Origin of the sequence: Oribacterium sp. HCP3S3_B9, assembly GCF_052064255.1 — a bacterium.
Taxonomy (GTDB): Bacteria; Bacillota; Clostridia; order Lachnospirales; family Lachnospiraceae; genus Oribacterium.
The window spans coordinates 22,726-41,011 of record NZ_JBQHVY010000019.1 but is presented as its reverse complement, the minus strand read 5'-3'; the positions used below and the strand labels follow the sequence as shown (position 1 = coordinate 41,011).

General features: G+C 53.5%; 17 protein-coding genes. 11 read left to right on the top strand and 6 right to left on the bottom strand.

Annotation, left to right across the window (positions count from 1 at the left end; all coding sequences use genetic code 11):
- Positions 1–379: 379 nt before the first annotated feature.
- Positions 380–655 (bottom strand): hypothetical protein, encoded by a 276-nt coding sequence (locus ACTNC3_RS09445; RefSeq protein WP_441227264.1) that lies wholly within the window; start codon positions 653–655, stop codon positions 380–382.
- Between the two features lie 159 nt (positions 656–814).
- Here ACTNC3_RS09445 and ACTNC3_RS09440 point away from each other — a divergent pair, with 159 nt between their 5' ends.
- The 3 genes from ACTNC3_RS09440 to ACTNC3_RS09430 all read left to right on the top strand — a co-directional run bounded on the left by ACTNC3_RS09440 (position 815) and on the right by ACTNC3_RS09430 (position 5,053).
- Complete coding sequence (locus ACTNC3_RS09440) at positions 815–1,522, top strand: GIY-YIG nuclease family protein (protein WP_441227263.1); 708 nt, start codon at positions 815–817, stop codon at positions 1,520–1,522.
- A gap of 438 nt (positions 1,523–1,960) precedes the next feature.
- On the top strand, positions 1,961–2,818 hold the full coding sequence (locus tag ACTNC3_RS09435) for a hypothetical protein (protein ID WP_441227262.1): 858 nt from the start codon (positions 1,961–1,963) through the stop codon (positions 2,816–2,818).
- A gap of 1,071 nt (positions 2,819–3,889) precedes the next feature.
- Positions 3,890–5,053 carry an iron-containing alcohol dehydrogenase gene (locus ACTNC3_RS09430; protein WP_441227261.1) on the top strand — a complete coding sequence of 388 codons (1,164 nt, stop codon included), beginning with the start codon at positions 3,890–3,892 and terminating at the stop codon, positions 5,051–5,053.
- Positions 5,054–5,288: 235 nt separating this feature from the next.
- Here ACTNC3_RS09430 and ACTNC3_RS09425 read toward each other — a convergent pair whose 3' ends face one another.
- From ACTNC3_RS09425 to coaBC, 3 genes are all read right to left on the bottom strand, one after another.
- Positions 5,289–6,056, bottom strand: a complete 768-nt coding sequence (locus tag ACTNC3_RS09425; protein ID WP_441227260.1) for a type III pantothenate kinase — start codon at positions 6,054–6,056, stop codon at positions 5,289–5,291.
- Positions 6,057–6,343: 287 nt separating this feature from the next.
- Positions 6,344–6,976 carry an ECF transporter S component gene (locus ACTNC3_RS09420; RefSeq protein WP_410043782.1) on the bottom strand — a complete coding sequence of 211 codons (633 nt, stop codon included), beginning with the start codon at positions 6,974–6,976 and terminating at the stop codon, positions 6,344–6,346.
- A gap of 218 nt (positions 6,977–7,194) precedes the next feature.
- Positions 7,195–8,388: a bifunctional phosphopantothenoylcysteine decarboxylase/phosphopantothenate--cysteine ligase CoaBC gene (gene coaBC / locus ACTNC3_RS09415; protein ID WP_441227259.1), complete on the bottom strand. Its 1,194-nt coding sequence runs from the start codon at positions 8,386–8,388 to the stop codon at positions 7,195–7,197.
- Between the two features lie 456 nt (positions 8,389–8,844).
- Between coaBC and ACTNC3_RS09410 the strand changes: the two genes are divergently transcribed.
- The 7 genes from ACTNC3_RS09410 (at position 8,845) to ACTNC3_RS09380 (ending at position 14,429) form a co-directional block, all read left to right on the top strand.
- Positions 8,845–9,093: a DUF3793 family protein gene (locus ACTNC3_RS09410; protein WP_441227277.1), complete on the top strand. Its 249-nt coding sequence runs from the start codon at positions 8,845–8,847 to the stop codon at positions 9,091–9,093.
- A 339-nt stretch (positions 9,094–9,432) separates the two neighbouring features.
- Complete coding sequence (locus ACTNC3_RS09405) at positions 9,433–9,558, top strand: hypothetical protein (RefSeq protein ID WP_441227258.1); 126 nt, start codon at positions 9,433–9,435, stop codon at positions 9,556–9,558.
- Positions 9,559–10,229: 671 nt separating this feature from the next.
- On the top strand, positions 10,230–10,937 hold the full coding sequence (locus tag ACTNC3_RS09400) for a gamma-glutamyl-gamma-aminobutyrate hydrolase family protein (protein WP_441227257.1): 708 nt from the start codon (positions 10,230–10,232) through the stop codon (positions 10,935–10,937).
- Positions 10,938–11,021: 84 nt separating this feature from the next.
- Positions 11,022–11,876 carry a transporter substrate-binding domain-containing protein gene (locus tag ACTNC3_RS09395; protein WP_410043786.1) on the top strand — a complete coding sequence of 285 codons (855 nt, stop codon included), beginning with the start codon at positions 11,022–11,024 and terminating at the stop codon, positions 11,874–11,876.
- 248 nt (positions 11,877–12,124) lie between these two features.
- Entirely contained in the window at positions 12,125–12,805 is a 681-nt protein-coding gene (locus ACTNC3_RS09390) for an amino acid ABC transporter permease (RefSeq protein WP_410043787.1), read from the top strand.
- A 132-nt stretch (positions 12,806–12,937) separates the two neighbouring features.
- Positions 12,938–13,681, top strand: coding sequence for an amino acid ABC transporter ATP-binding protein (locus tag ACTNC3_RS09385; protein ID WP_410043820.1), 744 nt, complete (start codon positions 12,938–12,940; stop codon positions 13,679–13,681).
- 148 nt (positions 13,682–13,829) lie between these two features.
- On the top strand, positions 13,830–14,429 hold the full coding sequence (locus ACTNC3_RS09380) for an AAA family ATPase (protein WP_441227256.1): 600 nt from the start codon (positions 13,830–13,832) through the stop codon (positions 14,427–14,429).
- A gap of 75 nt (positions 14,430–14,504) precedes the next feature.
- Here the strand turns inward: ACTNC3_RS09380 and ACTNC3_RS09375 are convergent, their stop codons facing one another.
- Positions 14,505–14,633: a hypothetical protein gene (locus tag ACTNC3_RS09375; protein ID WP_410043789.1), complete on the bottom strand. Its 129-nt coding sequence runs from the start codon at positions 14,631–14,633 to the stop codon at positions 14,505–14,507.
- Between the two features lie 100 nt (positions 14,634–14,733).
- The gene (locus tag ACTNC3_RS09370; protein WP_410043790.1) at positions 14,734–15,864 is read right to left on the bottom strand and encodes a sodium ion-translocating decarboxylase subunit beta; all 1,131 of its coding nucleotides are present in this window, start codon (positions 15,862–15,864) and stop codon (positions 14,734–14,736) included.
- Between the two features lie 421 nt (positions 15,865–16,285).
- On the opposite strand from ACTNC3_RS09370, the gene ACTNC3_RS09365 reads away from it, so the two are divergent.
- The gene (locus ACTNC3_RS09365) at positions 16,286–17,929 is read left to right on the top strand and encodes an acetolactate synthase large subunit (protein ID WP_441227255.1); all 1,644 of its coding nucleotides are present in this window, start codon (positions 16,286–16,288) and stop codon (positions 17,927–17,929) included.
- The last annotated feature ends 357 nt before the right edge of the window (positions 17,930–18,286 follow it).

Genomic DNA, 18,286 nt, shown 5'->3' with positions numbered 1-18,286 from the left:
TAAAAAGAAATGACCGGAATGACGGAGATGAGACTGCAATGGTGTTTCAGTGAGGGGCAGAGCTGACTTAAAGTCATAGCTCTGAAACAGGGCTGCTTTGCGTCAAAATCCGGAAAATCACTTAATATACAGGCTCGCGGAAGAGCCGGAGATAATGTCACAGGCGACACAGTGACACATTTTGCGAAAAGGGTAATGTCACAGGCGACACAGGGACAACTTTTGTGAAAATGGGTCATGTCGCAGTCTGCGCAGGGACATCTTTTACGCAATGGATAATGGCAGAAGCTTCCGGAGAGCGCGGATTGTGACAATGCGGACGTGCATCTACCTGCGAAGAGATATAAGAAACGGCCGCCAGCATTGGCGACCGTGGAACTTACTTCTCAGTGAAGATGTGGCGGTAGATCCAGCGTACGAACGGACCGCAGTAGAACATCTGGTAGAAGATGGCCATCGGGAAGTTCATGCCCCAGGTCTGAACGAAGGTGCCGAAGGTCTTGTCTTCCTTGAAGAGGATGGTGGCGATGAGGCTCATGATCGGGCACATCATGGTGCAGATGCAGAGGGAGATGTTATAGACGATCATCCCATAAACCATGACGAAGGCCATGATGGCGGTGAATACGACATTCTGAAACTGGGTTTTCGGCATAAAAAATCCTCCTGTGATGAAACCAGTGTTGTTCGTTATCATCCGGGAGGAGTGTGCGTTTCCAATATAAACCTGTGAAATTGTCTGTCGCGTCACTTTAGCATATATCTGCGCGGCGTGTATTTCCTGTTTGGCACATCGGATACGACAGGAAAGAATGTGGTATATATCGGCCAGGCGGGTGCTAGAAAAAATGGAGAGGGGATACTGAATCGTCTCCAGGAACACAGGCTGAATCCGAATAAGGACTACTGGACGGGGGCGGTCGCATTTACCACGTCGAATAACACATTTGGGCCGACGGAGATCAGCTATCTGGAAAATCGTTTCTGTAATATGGCACTTCAGGCGCAACGTTATGAGGTAAAAAATGCAAATGAACCTACGATGGGCAATATTACGGAAGAAAAAGAATGCGAGATGGAGGAATTCATCGACAATGCGAAGCTGATCATGGGTGCGTTGGGGCATAAGGTGTTTGAAACGCTCGAGCAGCCAGTGCCAGCGGAGGACTGCGCGTCTTCGGAACAGGCAGAAAAGGGCGTTCTTCTTCATCTGGAACGAATGGTTAAGGATGTCGGAACGGTTACGGCGGATGGAAAGCAGACGGCAGATGGATTTGTGGTCTACAAGGGAAGCCATATTTCACCTACGGATGATCATACCGTCTCTGCTACGATTAAAGAGAAAAGAAAGACAGCCCGGGTCGACGAGAATGGCGTTCTTCTGGAAAACGTGTTTTTTACGAGTCCATCCTCTGCGGCCGTGTTTGTGATCGGAAAGAGCGCAAATGGGCTTACAAGCTGGAAAACGAAAGATGGAAAGACCTTGAAGTCGCTGGAAGAGGATGACGGAAAAGGAATATGATTATGAGTATGTGGGAGCAGGTGACCGGAATGGTGCCTGCTCTTTTGAACCTTCGAAATCAGCTTCCAGCTAGATCGGGAAGGTGAATAAAGGCTGCTCGGAGGAGTTATTGACTACCTGGATTGTTGGCATCATAAAAATTTTTTTAACGAGGCAAAAAGCTGCTTTCTCGGCTGGAACTCGTGCTTTTTTATAGTCTGTTTCGGGACTATGGTCTGTTTTCGGACATTTTCAAAATCGACAAGGCACGTTACACTCATAGATACTCGAGACAACACTGGGAGATTCTGAACAATTCAACTTGGAAAACAATCAATTCAGACTCTTTTCGGTGGATAAATGTCACATGAAATTGTAAATGGAACTCAACTTGGACGGTGTACGAGATTCATAGCTGTCTAAAAAATGGGGCAACAAAAATTTCTGGTGTCCTTGACAATGGGTACAATTCATTCAGAGTTCACGGAGATCATCTCAAAGAAAGGAACATGGACTATGGCTATAACAACGAGAGAACTTGCCAGGAGAGATTTTGAGTATCTGGATAAGGAAATTAAAAGGCTGGAGAATAAAATCAAACTGCTTCCAGAAGGAAAACTTGTAGTGTACAACGTGAATGGGCATCGTCGCTGCTATCAGGCATATAAGGATCCGATGACGAATAAGAAGGTTCGAAGATATATTTCAAGTCGGGACAGGACGAAGATTCAGCGGATGATTGAAAAAACGCTATGTGTAGAAGCGCTCATCGATAAAAAGGAAGAGTATAGAGGCCTGAAAATGTATCTGAATGTCTGTAAGAACGTGGAGTCGCGAAAAGACAGGAGAATTGCAGAAGTACCTGAAATTCGGGAGTACACAGACAGGCTCACAGCATTGCCGACGAAATATCAAGAGTGGGAGAGGGCAGAGTTTCCGACCAATCCATTTCCAAATGAGGTGGGAATCAAGAGCGTGCTCGGCGTCGAGGTTCGGTCAAAATCAGAAGCATATATTGCATCGAGATTAAAAGCGAGAGGTCTGGCGGTGCGCTATGAGTGTGAACTGCAGCTCAATAATCGTAAGATATATCCGGATTTCACTATTATGGATCCCAGAACGGGGAAGATTTATTACTGGGAGCATCTAGGATTGATGGATGATGAGCGCTATGAAGAGCATGCGATAAAGAAGCTTCATGAGTATGCAGTCTCTGGGTACTATCCGATGATGGACCTGATCATCACGAGCGAGACGAAAGAGCGCCCACTGGATCTTGGACTCGTGGATCATATGATCGATTATTTCTTTGCGTAGATAAAATTTGCGAGTCATGGATATAAAGAATCGTCTCACAGAATAATTCTTTGATGCATCGTGGAAAGGTCACTGCGCGCATTGCTGTGTTAACCAGGATTCGGATCGCTACGGGGCAGTGTGATGACAGCGCGGATTTTCGCAAATGTCGCAAAATCACGCTCGTGGGCATTAGGAGTTGTGGGAGTTGACGCAATAAGCGGGATGCAGAGAAAAAGGCATTATCGAGATTTGCTATAGAAAGCTTTCGAAAAAATGAGCATTATCGAGATTTGCTATAGAGGGTTCTTGAAAAATAAGGCATTATGATATTTCGCAGTAGATGGGTATGAAAAAATAAGGCATTATCTTTTTCGGAAAAGTGACGCAATACAGCTTCCATAGATAAAAGGACATTATTTTCGGTAATGCCCTTTTAATTCGAAGCGGACTATTGTGTCATAAACGCAAAAATGAGGTGTCTTAGCCGGGCAAAAGCTGGAAAAAATAATGCCTTTTTGAATATGAGAGTGATATAGCAAAAAAGAGTAATGTCCTTTTAATCCCAAGCATGCTATAGCGTCACTGGAGTCGAATCATGGAAGTGTGAGTGGGGCAAGAGCGAGGAAAGGTAATGCCTTTTTAGTCCGAGACACGATGCTGTATCACAGGTTCGAGACATGGAGGTGCTGGCGGTGTGAAAGTGAGGAAGAGTAATGCTCTTTTATTCATAACTGGCTATGGTGCCATGCATCTGTGACCGGGGCGAGCAACCGGGGGTGATAATAAATCGCGAAAACAAGTCTGGACCTCCGCAGTAGGATTTTCTCTCCGAAAATGCTACTATATAGAAAGTAGACTTTGGCATGCCTGTGATATCTCCCGTCGGCGCACGGGGGACTATGTGCCGGGAAAGCCGGTGGTTTCGTCGCCGGCACACACCCTGTCCTTGCGAGTAAGGATAGAGGTAGACAGGCCATCCACTGGCAGTCATGTTGCACCGACTGTCTGATCAAGCTGAGCGAGGTCCAGCACGGTCATCCACAGGCAGTCCTGTTTTAAAAGAACGTACGAAGAGAAGAGGTAACAGATATGCGAAATTTTGATTATGTAACGCCGACGAGGCTGATTTTCGGTGAGGGTGTGATTTCTGAGCTTCCTGCGGTGATGAAGCCGTTCGGCAAGCGGGTGCTGCTCACCTATGGTGGCGGCAGCATCAAGCGGATGGGGCTCTATGATAAGGTGAAGGAGCTGCTCGCGGATTTCGAGATCTATGAGCTTTCGGGCATTCAGCCGAATCCGAAGTATGATCCGAGCGTGCTGGAGGGTGTGAAGATCTGTAAGGAGCAGAAGATCGATGTAATCCTCGCGGTGGGCGGCGGAAGCGTTCTCGACTGCTCGAAGGCGATCGCTGCGGGTGCGAAGTACGAGGGTGAGCCGTGGGATCTGATCAGTGGTCAGGTACTCGCACAGGACGCGTTGCCGATGGTGGATATCCTGACGCTGGCCGCGACCGGCAGTGAGTACGATTGTGGAGGCGTTATCTCGAGAACCGAGACCAACGATAAGATCGGTTACATGGATCCGCATCTTTTCCCGCAGGCCTCCATCCTCGATCCGACCTATACCTTTACGGTGCCGAAGAAGCAGACCGCAGCCGGATGCGCAGACGCCATCAACCACATCATGGAGCAGTATTTCTGCGAGGAGTCCTCACTGCTCAATGACGGCATGATGGAGGCAGCGTTCAAGAGCCTCATGGTGAACGGTCGCAAGTGCATCGAAAATCCGGAGGATTATACCGCCCGCGCGGAGATGATGCTGGACTGCACCCTCGCCTGCAACGGTATTTTCTCCCTCGGCAACAGCCGCTCCCTGTGGCCGTGCCATGGCCTCGAGCATGCCCTGTCCGCGTACTATGACATCACGCACGGCGAGGGCCTCGCGATCATCACGCCGAGATGGATGAAGCACATCCTGAACGATCACACCGTCGACCGTCTCGCGAAGTACGGCGTCAATGTCTTCGGCCTCGACGCAGCACAGGACCGCTACGACATTGCAAACCAGGCGATCCAGGCGACCTATGATTTCTTCGCTTCCCTCGGCATCCCGATGCACCTCCGCGAGGTCGGCATCGACGACAGCCGCATCGACGAGATGGCGCACCACGTCGCCGAACTCGAGGGCCTCGACGAAGCCTGGGCTCCGCTCCAGGAAGCCGACATCGCCGCGATCTTCCGCGCATCACTGTGAGTTTAGAAAAATTTAATGGGGTCAGACCCCATTAAATTTTTATTAAGATCAAAAATCGACCCCTCAGAACCAGTAGGCCCTCCGCAAACGACTGAGTTTTCTTCATGAAAACTCAGTCGTTTGCGGAGGGTGCTAAGGAAAAATACTCCAACTGGTTCTAAGGAGTCGATTTTGATTTGTTTACGGCTTCTACGTATGGCTTCGGGCACTTGCCCTCTGCTCATCCCGCCGGAAATTATGCCTTATTTTTCTCGTAAATCACGAGGAGTCCCTTCAGGAGCAGGTCCTCGTCGAGGATGATGTCCTTTTTACAGTGGGAGACGATTTTCCTTGCGAGGCCGCCGGTGGCGATGACCGTGGCCTTCTCGCCGAGCTCTTCCTCGACGCGGTCGATGATGCCGTCGAGGGCAGCTGCGCTGCTGTAGAGGACACCGCTCTTCATGCACTCGACGGTGTTCTTACCGATGACGTGCTTCGGTGCGTCGATGCTGATGCCGCTGAGCTGGGAGGCACGGGCGGTGAGGGCATCGAGGGAAACACGGACACCCGGCAGAATCATGCCGCCGATGTACTGCTTCTTACTGTTGACGACGGAAACCGTGGTCGCGGTGCCCATGTCGATCACGATGAACGGCACCGGGTACTCATTGAGACCGGCGACGGCGTCAGCGACGAGATCGGCACCGAGCTGACCAGGGTGATCCATGAGGATGTTGAGCCCGGTTTTCACACCTGGACTCAGCACCATGACTTCCTTCTTCAGAATCTTCTCCGCCGCGAGCTTCGCGGTGTTCGTGATCTGCGGCACAACCGAGGAGATGATACATCCCTCGATGTCGCTCCCCTTTATGTGGTAGATGTCGAGGACGGTCTTCAGGTCGACGGCGTACTCAAGCTCCGTTTTCGTCCGAACCGTCGAGAGGCGCTCGATGAAATAGGTCTTCTGATCATCGATGCAGCCGACCACAATATTCGTATTTCCGATATCAATCGCTAAAATCATAATATTCTCTCAATGTTATTTTAGATGTAAATGGAAAAGAAGTCCCGGAGGGCCGATAAATGAGGCCATACGGAGAGATCGAGTGAAATCAAGTCGGGTCCCCTTAGCGGCACTTGGTGTTATCTCTCCCTGGAACCCTCTGCAACGCTGAGTTTTCATAAAGAAAACTCAGTGATTGCAGAGGGCCTAGTGCCGCTTAGGGTCCCCGGCTTAGATTGAACCGATCTCGGAGTACTGTGCCTCATTTGACGACCCTCCGGGCCCCTTATCGCAGCACAGCTGAAAACTTACGCTGCTTCTGTGCTGATCTGTGCGGCAGTGATGAGGTGCGCTCTGGAGAGAGCCGCGCCGATCGCACCGGTGATGATGGTGGAAGATACCATCTCGCAGACCGCGTTGATGCCGACCATGAGGCAGCAGCCGATGATGACGTTATGGCCGCCCATCAGGTTCTGAACATACTCTGTGTTTCCGAACAGTCCGACGAGTGCAGACATGAAGAAGAGGGTGTTCAGGAAGGCTGAGAAGAAGCCGGTGACGGCGCATGCCACATAGGTGTTGCTGACCTTCCGTACGCCACGGAAGATGTAGCCGAGGCAGATGCCGTCGAGAAGACGCGGGATGAAGCGCTGCACGAAGGCAAGGAACGGGTTAATGCTGAAGAGCATGACGCCCATCGCGCTGGTTCCGCCGACGCCGATGCACTGCAGGAAGCTGGTGAGACCGAATACACCACCGGCCACCGCGCCGCCGACGGGTCCGAGTACGATCGCACTGATCGCTACCGGGATCACGTTAAACGAAATCGCGAGTGGGCCAATGTTTAAGTACCCGAGCGGTGTGTAGGACATCACCAGCAGGATGGCGATCATCAGGCCGAGTAAGGTGAGCTGTGCAGTAGTGAACTTGTTGTTTTTCATTTTGTTTCCTCCTTGTTACCGTTCCGTTTCAGATGCGATGAAGATCGATCGTACACGGATACAATACGGTGATGGAAAGCGGAGCGTTTTCTGGTCCGCTTCACATGGTTGTGCCGGAAATCCGGCGATTTGCGTTGCCTTCAGTTACATGAAAGAGAGAGCTCTGATGAGGTACCGGCACGGTGATGATGTGTCCGGTCGTCAGCATTGCCCGCAGCTTAGTGTGTAAGCTGAAGAATTTTATCCAGGATCGCTATGGCTGCATCCTCCTTGCTCATAAGCGGGAGTGATACGTCCGAATCCTGTGTAATCAGAGTCAGGACATTGGTGTCACCCTGGAAGCCGGCGCCGCTTACCTTCAGGTTGTTGGCGGCGATCATGTCCAGGTGCTTCTTCTCAAGCTTGGCTCTGGAATTACTGATCATATTTTCTGTTTCCATCGAGAAGCCGCAGAGGAACTGCCCCGGGTGCTTATGCTCGCCGAGGTACTTCAGGATGTCGTCGGTTCGCTCGAGCGGGATGGAAAGCTGATCATCTTTTTTCTTTAATTTGTTGTCGGCGACGGTCGTCGGGCGGTAATCCGCGACGGCGGCAGCCTTGATGATGATGTCCTGCTGATCGCTCACGGAGGTCACGGCCTCAAACATGTCGCGTGCGGTCGTGATCGGAACGAAGTGCACGAAGTGTGGCGGCTCGATCGCGGTCGGTCCACTGACGAGTGTGACCTCCGCTCCTCGAAGCATGGCCATCTTCGCGATGGCATAGCCCATCTTGCCGGAGGAGTGATTCGTGAGATAACGCACCGGATCCAGGGCTTCCTGGGTCGGGCCGGCGGTGACGAGCACCTTCTTTCCGGCGAGGTCCTTCGTACAGGCGACTTCCCGAAGGATGTACTCGAGAAGCTCGGCTGGCTCCGGCATCTTACCGGCACCGGTGTCGCCACAGGCGAGGTAGCCGCAGGCCGGGCTGATCACTTCATAGCCGAAGGACTGTAGCTTTCGGAGATTATCCTGCACGATCGGATTTTCGTACATGGCGGTGTTCATCGCCGGTGAGATGATCTTGTGGCAGCGACAGGCCATGATCGTGGTGGTGAGCATATCATCCGCGAGGCCATGTGCGATCTTGCCGATGACATTGGCACTCGCCGGGGCGATCAACACGACGTCTGCCTTCTTCGCGATGGAGACGTGCTCGACTTCAAACTGGAAATTTCGGTCGAAGGTGTCGATCAGGCACTTGTTTCCGGTCAGGGTCTCGAAGGTGATCGGGTTGATGAAGTTCGTGGCGTTCTTCGTCATCAGCACATGCACGTCGGCATGAAGCTTGTGAAGCGCGCTCGCGAGATATGCGATTTTATAGGCAGCGATACTTCCCGTTACGCCGAGAAGCACGGTCTTTCCCTGCAGCATGATGTTCCTCCTGTCCGGTCGTGATGGACTGTTTTGCTGTATAATTATAACATAGATTTTACAGAGTCACTGATTTTTTTCGGGTACGTAGATGATGCTCGGAAGCTGAAGGTCTGCATGATGATGGCTGAGCTGTTATTGACAGCTTCCAGGAATACGAAATATTTTCAAAAGTTAGTTGACACTAACAAATACATATAGTAATATACAGCCAAGGTTAGCAATAACTAACCCGAACAACGACAAGAATCTGTTTGAAGCGATGCCGGATGTTTTGATTCAAGCACCAGACATCCGGCACCGCTCATCAGGCAGGAGACCTCGAGCATCTGATACTGATTTCAGCTGTGAGAGGACAGGCACCAGACGCAGTAGACCGAAGACAGGAGAGCGATATGCCGGAACAGCTTTTAATCGAGAACTGCTCGCCGACGCTGGCGGGGATGAAACCGTCGGATCCACGCCCGGAAATCGTCGGACGAGTTTCCACATGAGATCGGCATCTTCCTCGGCTATCCGCTCGAGGATGTCGAGGGCTTCATCAACCATAAGGAAGAGGGCTGCAAGACGGTCGGCACCTGGAAGGTGTACGGCGATGTCGAGCAGACGGAGGCGTCCTTCCGCAGATTCCGGCGCTGCACCACGATTTACCAGCGTGCATGGGCGCAGGGGCGGACCCTCGAGGAGCTGACCGTCGCAAGCTGATGCTCTGTGACGCGGCCAATGCAGGCGGCCGGAGCGCACATACCTGCGCGGGCAGCACCACCTCACGGTGCCGATGTGAACGGCGGAGCGATGATCGCACGTCGGAAGCATTGAGCGAACATGACCAAATCGGTCGCTGACCATAAGCAGTGGCTGTTTGGATATATATGAAGGATGAATTTCGACCAGGCTTCGGATTTCTGCCGGAGTGACCGACTCGCCCTCGGGCGTCGAGGCATGAAATGAGCGTGTGTCTGAAATTTTTCTAAAGATGAGAGGAGGAATAATGAGCAAAGTTGCGGTTGTTTTCTGGTCTGGGACTGGGGAGATGGTGCATGGATGGAGGAGTGGAAGAGCCGTTGCGACACAGACGGCGCGGATGTGATCTCCACCGTGATCTGCCAGGATGCCCCGGATGAGGCGGCGCTGGCAGAGTGCAAGGCGCTGGGAACAGCACTTGCGTAAGAAACACTTTTGCGGGAATGCGACGCGCACGCGTGCGATCGAACAGCGCCTGCAATAAGAAGCACTTTTGGTATACGTACAAGATTCAAACTCTGATTTACATATGGTGACGGGGACTCCTGAACCGCGTGCACCATACTTCCTGAAAAGGAATTCTATTACCTAATATAAAATTCATACTCCATGTAAAACCGTCGTATGTGATGATGCATACGGCGGTTTTCTGTTGTGCCCGTCTGCGTGGCACCGGCCTGCGGGCTGCACCCGCCGCAGGGGGGAGAAGACAGGTGGGGACCGGGACGGCGATGACCCGGCGTTCAGTTATAGCACATATCCGGAAATGGAATAAAAGACATGATTGACATGTCTTTTACATCGTCGTATCATATAGCCCATGAGAGAAAAAGACGCAGACAATAAAGTCTTTTAGCTACGGCCTCAAATATGCGACACGAGGATATGTGATTTTTTGAGGGTCTTTCATAAAGTGAAGGAATAACAAGAAGAATCAAATGTCCGGCGATGTAAATGCTTGACTTTTACACGTTGCAGTGCTAACATACGAGCCAAGACAAAGAGGTCTGCGTCCGAAAGGATTCAGACCTCTTTGTCTTTTTACTTTACGGGAGGCACATGTCGGTAACGAAGACAGGGAGCGGAGGCGAGAAGATATGAAGAAAATAATCGGGTTGATCCCGCTGTATGATGACGAGAAGGAAAGCTACTGGATGCTTCCGGGCTACATGAAAGCCCTCGAGGCCTGCGGCGCACTTCCGATCATGCTTCCGCTGACAATCGATCGGGCAGAGATGGATGCCTGCTTTTCTCTCTGTGATGGCATCCTGATGACGGGCGGCCATGACGTGGACCCCGGCGTCTACCACGAGGAAGCGAAAGCGAGCTGTGGCGTCCGTTGCAGTCGCCGCGATCAGATGGAGAGCTACCTCTTCGATCGCTGCTACCGGGAGGACAAGCCGGTGCTCGGTATCTGTCGCGGTATCCAGCTGATGAATGCCCTCCTCGGCGGTACGCTCTATCAGGACCTGCCGACGGAGCATCCGTCCAGCGTGGAGCACCACATGAGCCCGCCGTATGATCGACCGATTCACACGGTCGACGTGAAGAAGGGCACCCTGCTCGCCGACATCGTCGGCCCGGGCCCCTATGCGGTGAACAGCTATCACCATCAGGCAGTGAAGCAGCTCGCCCCGAAGGCCGTCGCGATGGCGTACTCGGAGGACGGACTGGTGGAGGCCCTGGGCGTGCCGGATCGACGCTTCATCGTCGGCGTGCAGTGGCACCCGGAATTCGCCTACATGACGGATCCGAAATCGCGAAAGCTCGTACAGGCCTTCGTCGATGCGTGTCGGAAGCCTTAACAAACATGTTTCTAATCGGCGAACGCCGTTAGGATAAATCTCGTGAAGCGAGGCTTCACAGCAGAAAGATGAGAGGAGAAAATTATGAAAAAGAGTGCACTTGTAATGGCAGTAACGATGGCAGTCCTGGGTCTCACCGCGTGCGGAGGCTCCGATACCGCAGCGACGACCGCAGCCGCAACCACAGCAGCTGCTGACACCACGGCAGCCGCAGATACGACCGCAGCCGCAGCAGAGACCACGGCAGCCGCTTCAGACAGCGATAAGATATGGCAGATCGTAACCGATACCGCATTTAAGCCATTTGAGTACACCGATGACAGCGGAAAGCTTGTCGGTATCGATGTGGATATCGTCGCAGCCATCGCCGAGGATCAGGGCTTCAAGTATGAGATCAAGTCCATCGGCTGGGATGCTTCCATCGCCGCATGTCAGGCAGGTCAGGCAGATGGTATGATCGCCGGTGCGTCCATCACCGATGAGCGTAAGTCTTCTGGATGGATTTTCTCGGATGGATATTATGATGCAAACCAGAGCATGGCCGTTGCGGAGAACTCCGACATCACCGGCTTCGATGGCTTAAAGGGGAAGAGCGTCGCTGTCAAGACCGCATCCATGAGTGCAGATTACGCAGAGAGTCTCAAGGATCAGTATGGCTTCGAGATCACCTACTTCGAGGATTCACCGACCATGTACCAGGCTGTCGTCGGCGGTCAGGTTGCAGCCTGCTTCGATGATACGCCGATCATGGCGTCCAACATCAAGGATACCGGCCTCGGCATGAAGATCGTCGATGGTACCGGCAACGATCCTGCAGAGTATGGCTTCGCGATCTTCGATTCCAGCAAGCAGGAGCTCGTCGATATGTTTAACGCAGGTCTCAAGGACATCAAGGCAAATGGCAAGTACGATGAGATCATCGCGACATATCTCGGCTGATTCGGGCATGTCGTCTGATCGATGATGCGATGGGATCCGAGCAGGATCCCGCCGGATGATGCGATCACTTGACTTCATAGAGCAGAATACAGAATATCGTCGCAGTACATCAGCCTGACCCCTACAGACTGGTGCGCTGCGGCGTATTTCCATGAAGATGGAAATGGAACGGTTGGTGACATCCGAAGATCTACATCGGTTTGAACGGTGCGGATAAGCGGATGCAGATTATAGAAGGGTGAGACACTATGGCAAAAATTATTTCGGCCTACGGAAGACTGCTGGTGCTGGCGATGGGCCGCACGCTCCTGCTGGCATTTCTGGGACTGCTGTTCGCATGTATACTCGGTATGATCTTCGGACTTATGAGCGTCGTGAAGAATAAGGTATGCAATATCATCGCGCAGATATTCGTCTTCATCATCCGAGGCGTACCGATGATCGTCCTCGCGTTTTTCGTGTACTTCGGTGTACCGTATCTGCTGAATAATATACTGAAGATCGGTCAGGGCTTCACGATGTCGGCACTGCAGGCTGGTACCATCTGTCTCGCACTGAACTGTGGTGCGTACATGGCGGAGATCATCCGTGCCGGTATCCAGTCGGTCGACGTCGGGCAGATGGAGGCTGGACGGTCCCTCGGTCTTCCATACTGGACCACGATGCGGAAGATCATCATGCCGCAGGCGATCCGTACGATGATCCCGAGCATCATCAACCAGTTCATCATCACCGTGAAGGATACCTCCATCCTGTCGGTCATCGGCTTTCCGGAGCTCGTCAATACCGCGAAGAACGTACAGGCGAAGACCTTCATGTCTTTCCAGACATGGGCCATCGTCGGCGTCATGTACCTCGTCGTCATCACGATCCTGTCCTATATCGCGAAGATCGTGGAGGGGAGAATGAATCGCGGCGTAAAGCGCTGAGACAGTGGAAGTGAAGACATGAACGAGTACGGGCTTTGCCGGCGGTAGATCGGCAGTGCGTCTCGTTGCGGAACAGCGTGTGCGGGCAGAGATGCCGCAGTGCGATGTTCGAAGAAGGGAGGAAAAACCGTGATTTCAAGCGATAAAAATGTTAAAATAAAGGTAGAAAACCTTCGGAAGTGCTTCGGTGATCTCGAGGTCTTACGGGACATCTCGACCGAGATCCACGAGGGCGAGGTCGTCGTCATCCTCGGCCCGTCCGGCTCCGGTAAGTCGACCTTTCTTCGCTGTCTGAACAGGCTCGAGGAGGTGACGGCCGGAAAGATCCATGTGGATGGGGTCGACATCACCGATAAAAAGGTGGATATGAATAAGGTCCGCGAGAACATCGGTATGGTGTTCCAGCATTTCAATCTCTTCAATAATATGGATGTCCTGCATAATCTGATGCTGGCGCCGGTGGAACTGAAGAAGTGCAGTAAGGCAGAGGCCAGGGAGCGCGCGATGGAGATGCTTCAGCGCGTGGATCTCGCCGAGAAGGCCGAGGCATATCCGTCCCAGCTCTCGGGTGGACAGAAGCAGCGTGTCGCGATCGCGCGTGCGCTCTGCATGAAGCCGGACATCATGCTCTTCGATGAGCCGACCTCGGCCCTCGACCCGGAAATGGTCGGCGAGGTACTGGCCGTCATGAAGCAGCTGGCGGCGGACGGCATGACGATGGTCATCGTCACCCATGAGATCGGCTTCGCCCGTGAGGTCGCAGACCGCGTCATCTTCATGGACGGTGGCTACGTCGTCGAGGAGGGCACACCGCAGGAGGTGATCGTACATCCGAAGGAGGCAAGAACGATCAGCTTCATCCAGAAGGTGCTGTAGACGGGAGTGAAAGGGGTCAGACCCCCTTGTGAAATCCTTAAGGTGGTCGTCGGCGGTACGCGGGGGTCGGACCCCGGTGGCTCCTGGCAGCAGGATGCGGCGGGCGCAGGAGAGCTGCGTTACTAAAATTTAAGAGCGGAGGGACAGCATGGAAAAATATGTGATCACGATCTCGAGACAGTTTGGTTCATTCGGCAGCCTGGTGGCACGTGCGCTTTCGAAGCAGCTCGGCATCGAGTTCATGGACCGTGACATCGTGGAGGAAACCGCGAAGCGTATGAACACCTCCGTGAAGGAAATCAGCCGGAAGGAAGAGGACATCCGTTCGAAATTCTCCTATCATCTGTATCCGTTCGGTGTCGGCACGACCGAAATGGAGGATGAAATCTTCCTCGTGCAGGAGAACATCATCCAGGACTTCGCGAAGAAAGATTCGTGCATCATCGTGGGCCGCTGCGGTGCGTACTACCTTAGAAACGAGCCACGGCTGCTGCGTGTGTACGTGTATGCGCCGTATGAGGTCCGCGTGAAGAACTGCATCGACTACTTCGGCATGAACGAGAAGGAAGCGGTGAAGGCGGTACATGACGCGGATAAGGCGCGGGAGAGCTACCACCGGAAGTACATCCCGAATTTCCCTGGAAACACGGAGTACAGTGACCTCTGCATCAACAGCGCCTGCTACAGCATCGAGGAGGCCGCAGAGCTGATCCAGCACGCCGCGAAGCTGAAGTTCGGGGATATCTGAAGTGAAACATGAAAGCGAATAAGCAAAACAGCCGGGTGATTTCTTCACCCGGCTGTTCTGCTATTCGTATGTAATTTATTTACGGCTGGTCAGCTTGTTAAGAAGCATGACGACCAGTACGATGACACCCATGACGAGGATGATGCCGAGCATGCCGGAAGCCATCATCGGAAGGGTCTGTGTCCATGAAGAAAGATGTAACATATAAGGACTCCTTTCTGTATTTACGCAGCTCCGAAAACCTGAAAAGAAGGAATGGAGCTGCTCGTTGTTCGTGAGTCATCGTCACGAAACGAAATTCTCTTTACGCCATCAGGGTCAGAATCAGTCCACCCGCGAGGACGGATGCGATCTGGCCGGAAACATTGACACTGATCGAGTACATCAGAAGGAAGTTCTGATTGTCCTCCTCGAGGCCGAGCTTGTTCACGACACGGCCGCTCATCGGGAAGGCGCTGATGCCGGCGGCACCGATCATCGGGTTCAGCTTCTTGCCTTCCGGAAGGAAGAGATTCAGGAGCTTCGCGAAGAGCACGCCACCGGCGGTATCGAAGACGAAGGCCACGAGGCCGAGGGCGAGGATCAGCAGGGTGTCCGGACGAACGAACTGGTCGGCGGTCATCTGGCCTGCGACGGTGAGACCGAGCACGATGGTGATGAGGTTTGCGAGCACACTCTGCGCTGTTTCGCTGAGGGAATTCAGTACACCACACTCACGAAGCAGGTTACCGAACATGAGGAAGCCGACGAGGGCGACACTGGTCGGTGCGACGATGCCAGCGATGATGGTTACGACGATCGGGAAGAGGATCTTCGTCAGCTGGCTGACGCTGCCCTGCTGATATGGCATACGGATCTGACGTTCCTTCTTCGTGGTGAGTGCCTTGATAACCGGCGGCTGCACGATCGGTACGAGGGCCATGTAGCTGTAGGCTGCGACCATGATGGCACCGAGATACTTCGACTTCAGGACGTTTGCGACGTAGATCGCGGTCGGACCATCCGCCGCACCGATGATGGCGATGGATGCCGCATCCTTCAGATCGAAGAAGAAGCCGGCAGCGAAAAGTGTGAAGAAAATACCGAACTGGGCCGCGGCACCGAAGAGCATGAGCCACGGCTTCTCAAGCAGTGGTCCGAAGTCGATCATCGCACCGATGCCGATGAAGAGGAGCAGCGGGAAGAGCTCGTTCGACATACCTGCGTCGAAAAGTGCTGTGATCGGGCCGACGGTGTCGCCCTGTGTGATCGCGCCGGACAGCGGCAGGTTTACGAGGATCGCACCGAAGCCCATCGGGAGCAGCAGGCTCGGCTCCATCTTCTTCACGATGGCGAGATAAATCAGCAGGCCGCCGATGGCCCACATGACCACCATCTGCCAGTGCAGGTTGCCTGCATTGGCAAACAGTGCAGCGAATGTGTTCAAAAAGTTCATGTTCTACCTCCTGAAAAACATCGTGGCAGAAAAAAAGAGACCCTGCCACAGACCTAAACTGTGACAAAAGTCTCAAGCGAACACATGACATCGGGCGTTTCCGCCGTGCTGACGCTGCCATGCAGCAGTCGCGCCCCAAACCGATCCGAGATGACTGCCCTTTACTCCCCTTTGCTGGAATCAAATATATCAGTGAGTTCAATTTCTGTAAAGCAGAAATTAGAAAAGCAACGCCCTGTTATGACTCCGATATCGAAATTGAATTGTGCACGCATGGAATTATCAGTATCTGCGTGCTATAATTCAGAAATGCTTGATGATGTATCAGGCATAAAATGAAGATGATAAAGTGATTTTAAGCAAGGGCGCTTCAGGTTTTTCCTGGAGCGCCTTTTTGTGATGCTGGATGGAGGAGAGCGTTATGCGTACAGCGGCGAAACTAATGGTGGAGTGTCTGGTGACGGAGGGTGTGAAGTACATCTTCGGTATCCCGGGGGAGGAAAATCTGGAGCTTGTGCAGGCGATCGCGGACGAGCCGCGGCTCCATTTCGTCGTGGTGCGGCATGAGCAGGGCGCAGCGTTCATGGCGGATGTGTACGGGCGACTCACTGGGAAGGCGGGCGTGTGCCTCGCGACGCTGGGACCGGGCGCGACGAATCTCGTGACGGGCGTGGCGGATGCGAATCTCGATGGTGCGCCGCTCGTGGCGATCACCGGTCAGGTCAGCTCGGATCAGATGCATCTCACGAGCCATCAGAATCTCGACCTTGCGAAGATCTTCGAGCCGATCACGAAGCGTACGAAGCTGGTCATGCGTCCGGATACGGTCAATGAAATCGTCCGTCTCGCCTTCAAGTACGCGGAGGGTGGTGCCGGTCGCATGGGGGCCGCCCACATTGACCTCCCGGTGGATATCGCGAAGATGCAGGTGAGTGGGCTCGAGATGCCGCTGATGAAGGATGCGGTCTGCCAGCAGGAGGCCGAGGAGTCGCAGATCCAGATGGCGGCGGAGTCGATCCGTACGGCGCGGAAGCCACTGATTTTCGTCGGCAACAATGCAGTTCACTATGCGTCGTCCCAGGTGATCACGAAGTTTGCGGAGAAGCTGCACATTCCGGTGGTGAACACGATGATGGCGAAGGGCATCGTCTCGGCGGACAACCGCTACTCGATGATGACCATCGGTATCCCGCAGCGGGATTATGTGAACCGGCTGTTTGAGGAGGCGGATCTCGTCATCTGTATCGGCTATGATCTGATGGAGCTGAAGCCGTCGAAGTGGAACGCAGAGCGGAATCATCGGATCGTGCATATCTCGAACTGGCAGGCGGATATCAGTAAGTACTACCAGTGCGAGGTCCAGGTGAATGGTGAGATCGATTCCTCGCTCGCGCGTCTCGGGAAGCTGCTGGAGGCGAAGGAGGAGCCGACCTGGGCCTTCGCTATCAAGGAGCGCTTCGAGGAGTCCATCGAGGAGGCGGTGCAGTCAGATGCCTTCCCGATGAAGCCGCAGCGCATCGTGGCGGATATCCGAAAGGCACTTTCCGATCCGGAGGACATCCTGATCTCGGATGTCGGTGCGCATAAGATGTGGATCGGTCGTCTGTATGGCTGCTACAAGCCGGAGACCTGTATCATCTCGAACGGCTTCGCAAGCATGGGGATCGGCGTGCCGGGTGCCGTCGCGGCGAAGCTGGTCTATCCGGAGCGTCGTGTGCTGGTGGCGACGGGCGATGGCGGCTTCATGATGAACTCGCAGGAGCTGGAGACCGCGGTACGGCTCGGTGTGAACTTCGTCGTTGTGATCTTCCATGACAGCGAGTACGGCCTCATCAAGTGGAAGGAAGAGGAGCAGTATGGTCGTGCGGCCTTCGTCGACTTCACGAATCCGGATTTCGTGGCGCTCGCGGAAGCGATGCACTGTAAGGGTGTGCGTGTGAACTCCGCGGCGGAGCTCTCTGAAGCCATTCGGAAGGGCTTCGAGGAGAAGGTACCGGTGATCATCGACACGCCGGTGGATTACTCCGCGAATGAAGAGCTCAGCGCAGAGCTGAAGAGCCTGTAAGTTACAGAAAAGACAGGAGTCTGGAGGGCAGGCACCGAATACACAGTGTATTCGATGGCTGCCCTCCGGGTCCCTACCTTTTACATCATAGCGTATAGTACTTCTGGTGCTTCGCTTCATCCTCGATGAGCACATAGAAGAGGCGTCCGTAGCTGCTGTGCTCGCTGCCCAGGCGCTGTTCGGCATGAGCTGGAGCTCCCAGAGATCGCCACCGAGAGAGAACCAGTGGGAGACCGGATCCACGAGCGTCTTCTCAGAGCGATAGAACTCGACGTAGGTCGGATCCCATGGGGAAGCGGACTTCAGCAGACGATATTGATACCCGAAAAAGTCGAGGGAGCGCATGGAATCGGATGT

What these genes read in the sequence shown, in the direction of transcription:
- ACTNC3_RS09445 (WP_441227264.1), bottom strand. Translation starts at nt 655, where the DNA reads ATGCCGAAAACCCAGTTTCAGAATGTCGTATTCACCGCCATCATGGCC.
- ACTNC3_RS09435 (WP_441227262.1), top strand. Translation starts at nt 1,961, where the DNA reads ATGGGTACAATTCATTCAGAGTTCACGGAGATCATCTCAAAGAAAGGA.
- ACTNC3_RS09430 (WP_441227261.1), top strand. Translation starts at nt 3,890, where the DNA reads ATGCGAAATTTTGATTATGTAACGCCGACGAGGCTGATTTTCGGTGAG.
- ACTNC3_RS09425 (WP_441227260.1), bottom strand. Translation starts at nt 6,056, where the DNA reads ATGATTTTAGCGATTGATATCGGAAATACGAATATTGTGGTCGGCTGC.
- ACTNC3_RS09420 (WP_410043782.1), bottom strand. Translation starts at nt 6,976, where the DNA reads ATGAAAAACAACAAGTTCACTACTGCACAGCTCACCTTACTCGGCCTG.
- coaBC (WP_441227259.1), bottom strand. Translation starts at nt 8,388, where the DNA reads ATGCTGCAGGGAAAGACCGTGCTTCTCGGCGTAACGGGAAGTATCGCT.
- ACTNC3_RS09405 (WP_441227258.1), top strand. Translation starts at nt 9,433, where the DNA reads ATGGAGGAGTGGAAGAGCCGTTGCGACACAGACGGCGCGGATGTGATC.
- ACTNC3_RS09400 (WP_441227257.1), top strand. Translation starts at nt 10,230, where the DNA reads ATGAAGAAAATAATCGGGTTGATCCCGCTGTATGATGACGAGAAGGAA.
- ACTNC3_RS09395 (WP_410043786.1), top strand. Translation starts at nt 11,022, where the DNA reads ATGAAAAAGAGTGCACTTGTAATGGCAGTAACGATGGCAGTCCTGGGT.
- ACTNC3_RS09390 (WP_410043787.1), top strand. Translation starts at nt 12,125, where the DNA reads ATGGCAAAAATTATTTCGGCCTACGGAAGACTGCTGGTGCTGGCGATG.
- ACTNC3_RS09380 (WP_441227256.1), top strand. Translation starts at nt 13,830, where the DNA reads ATGGAAAAATATGTGATCACGATCTCGAGACAGTTTGGTTCATTCGGC.
- ACTNC3_RS09375 (WP_410043789.1), bottom strand. Translation starts at nt 14,633, where the DNA reads ATGTTACATCTTTCTTCATGGACACAGACCCTTCCGATGATGGCTTCC.
- ACTNC3_RS09370 (WP_410043790.1), bottom strand. Translation starts at nt 15,864, where the DNA reads ATGAACTTTTTGAACACATTCGCTGCACTGTTTGCCAATGCAGGCAAC.
- ACTNC3_RS09365 (WP_441227255.1), top strand. Translation starts at nt 16,286, where the DNA reads ATGCGTACAGCGGCGAAACTAATGGTGGAGTGTCTGGTGACGGAGGGT.